The organism is Comamonas sp. E6, assembly GCF_001010305.1.
In the GTDB taxonomy this organism is placed as follows: domain Bacteria; phylum Pseudomonadota; class Gammaproteobacteria; order Burkholderiales; family Burkholderiaceae_C; genus Comamonas; species Comamonas thiooxydans.
Window position 1 is genome coordinate 1 of the sequence record NZ_BBXH01000058.1, and the last position, 2676, is coordinate 2676.

Annotated in this window: 5 protein-coding genes; all 5 read left to right on the forward strand. The window is 56.1% G+C overall.

What is annotated here, in order from left to right:
• Nucleotides 1-54: 54 nt before the first annotated feature.
• Nucleotides 55-366 carry a 30S ribosomal protein S10 gene (gene rpsJ / locus CSE6_RS25855; protein WP_003059431.1) on the forward strand — a complete coding sequence of 104 codons (312 nt, stop codon included), beginning with the start codon at nucleotides 55-57 and terminating at the stop codon, nucleotides 364-366.
• Between the two features lie 200 nt (nucleotides 367-566).
• Nucleotides 567-1241, forward strand: coding sequence for a 50S ribosomal protein L3 (gene rplC / locus CSE6_RS25860; protein WP_003059417.1), 675 nt, complete (start codon nucleotides 567-569; stop codon nucleotides 1239-1241).
• Nucleotides 1241-1864, forward strand: coding sequence for a 50S ribosomal protein L4 (gene rplD / locus CSE6_RS25865; protein WP_003065421.1), 624 nt, complete (start codon nucleotides 1241-1243; stop codon nucleotides 1862-1864). The genes rplC and rplD overlap by 1 nt, the downstream gene beginning before the upstream one ends.
• Entirely contained in the window at nucleotides 1861-2175 is a 315-nt protein-coding gene (rplW, locus tag CSE6_RS25870; RefSeq protein ID WP_003059415.1) for a 50S ribosomal protein L23, read from the forward strand. The genes rplD and rplW overlap by 4 nt, the downstream gene beginning before the upstream one ends.
• A 2-nt stretch (nucleotides 2176-2177) precedes the next feature.
• A partial coding sequence (gene rplB, locus CSE6_RS25875; protein ID WP_083994853.1) for a 50S ribosomal protein L2 occupies nucleotides 2178-2676 on the forward strand: 499 nt, incomplete at its 3' end.

Sequence of the window (2676 nt, forward strand, 5' to 3'; positions counted from 1 at the left end):
CTGGTGTGGTTGCCACGATCATTGCCTAATTCTTAGAAAAGCTAGGAATTAACAATGTCTAAGCAAAAAATCCGCATCCGTCTGAAGGCTTTCGATTACAAGCTGATCGACCAGTCTGCAGCCGAAATCGTTGATACCGCCAAGCGTACCGGCGCCATCGTCAAGGGTCCCGTGCCCCTGCCGACACGCATGAAGCGCTTCGACATCCTGCGTTCGCCTCACGTCAACAAGACCAGCCGTGACCAGTTCGAAATCCGTACGCACCAGCGTCTGATGGACATCGTGGATCCGACTGACAAGACTGTTGACGCTCTGATGAAGCTGGACCTGCCCGCAGGTGTGGACGTCGAGATCAAACTGCAATAAGAGTTTTGGAAGCCTCGCAAGAGGCTTTTAAGGGTCTTTGTTTAACGCGAACTTGCTTGAAAAAGCAGTTCGCGTTAAAATTTGGAGCTTCGCCTTTGATGCGAAGTTTTATTAACCTTCTTTTGTGTGCTAGGCATGATTGCTAAAGCACAACGCTGGGCCAATTGCAGTTTCAGCGGCAAAAGTTTTGGAGCAAACAAATGAGTCTGAGCAACTCCCTGGGGTTGCTGGGTCGCAAGGTGGGCATGATGCGTCTGTTCACTGATGATGGGGACGCAGTGCCTGTCACAGTGGTGGATGTTTCTAACAACCGCGTGACTCAGGTCAAAACCCAAGAGAACGATGGCTATGTGGCCCTGCAGGTCACTTTCGGTGCACGCAAGGCTTCTCGCGTGACCAAGCCTCAAGCCGGCCACCTCGCCAAGGCGGGTGTCGAAGCCGGTGAAGTGACCCGTGAATTCCGCGTGACTGATGAAACCGCTGGCAAGTATGCCGCTGGTGCCGTTCTGCCTGTGGCAGAGCTGTTCAGCGTTGGCCAGAAGGTGGACGTGCAAGGCACCTCCATCGGTAAGGGTTACGCCGGCACGATCAAGCGCCACAACTTCAGTTCGCAGCGCGCTTCGCACGGTAACAGCCGTTCGCACAATGTTCCCGGTTCTATCGGTATGGCACAAGACCCCGGTCGCGTGTTCCCCGGTAAGCGTATGACTGGCCACATGGGCGACGAAACCGTCACTACTCAAAACCTCGACGTGGTTCGTATCGACGAAGCACGCCAACTGCTGTTGATCAAGGGTGCCATTCCTGGTGCCAAGGGTGGCTTCGTTTCCGTGCGCCCCGCGATCAAGGCTAAAGCTTCCAAAGGAGCGAACTAATGCAGCTCGAACTCCTGAATGAACAAGGCCAGGCCGCTTCCAAGGTGGAAGCTCCCGAGACTGTGTTCGGTCGTGAATTCAACGAAGATCTGGTCCACCAGCTGGTGACTGCCTACCGTGCCAACGCACGTCAAGGCACTCGCGCCCAGAAGGACCGTGAACAAGTGCGTCACACCACTGCCAAGCCTTTCAAGCAAAAGGGTACAGGCCGTGCACGTGCTGGTATGTCCTCCTCGCCTCTGTGGCGTGGCGGCGGTCGCATCTTCCCCAATCTGCCCGAAGAAAACTTCTCGCAGAAGATCAACAAGAAGATGTACCGCGCCGGTATGGCTTCCATCCTGTCTCAGCTGGCCCGCGAAGGCCGTCTGGCAGTTGTGGAATCCCTGACGCTGGATACCCCCAAGACCAAGGTGCTGGCAGACAAGTTCAAGGCTATGAACCTGTCTTCGTCGGTGATGGTGATCGCTGAAGAAATCGACGAGAACCTGTACCTGGCATCCCGCAATCTGAAGAACGTGTTCGTGGTTGAGCCGCGCTATGCAGACCCCGTGTCGCTGGTGCACTACAAGAAAGTGCTCGTCACCAAGGGTGCGATCGACAAACTCAAGGAGATGTTCGCATGAGCACTACCAAGTTTGACGAAGGTCGTCTGATGCAAGTGCTGGTCGCTCCCATCGTGTCCGAAAAGGCCACTCTGGTTGCTGAAAAGTCCAATGCTGTGACATTCAAGGTGCTGCAGAACGCTACCAAGCCCGAAATCAAGGCCGCTGTGGAATTGATGTTCAAGGTTGAAGTGGCTGGCGTGTCTGTGGTGAACACCAAGGGCAAGACCAAGCGCTTTGGCAAGACCGTGGGCCGTCGCGACAATGTGCGCAAGGCATACGTGATGCTCAAGCCCGGTCAAGAGCTGAACCTGTCTGGGGAGGCTGCGTAATCATGGCTGTTATCAAGCTCAAACCTACGACCCCCGGCCAACGCGGCGCGGTGAAGGTTACTCGCGACCACCTGCACAAGGGTGAGGGTTTTGCCCCCCTGCTGGAAGCTCAATTCCAGAAGGCCGGTCGTAATAACAACGGTCACATCACAACTCGCCACAAGGGCGGTGGTCACAAGCACCACTACCGTGTGGTGGACTTCAAGCGCAACAAGGACGGTATCCCCGCCAAGGTTGAGCGCATTGAATACGACCCCAACCGTACTGCCCACATCGCTCTGGTGTGCTACGCAGACGGCGAGCGTCGCTACGTCATTGCTCCTCGCAACCTGGAAGTCGGGGCTACCATCATCAGCGGCTCCGAAGCTCCTATCCGCGTGGGCAACACCCTGCCTATCCGCAACATCCCCGTGGGCTCGACCATCCACTGCATCGAACTGAAGATCGGTGCTGGTGCTCAGATCGCTCGCTCGGCTGGTACCTCCGCCACTCTGCTGGCTC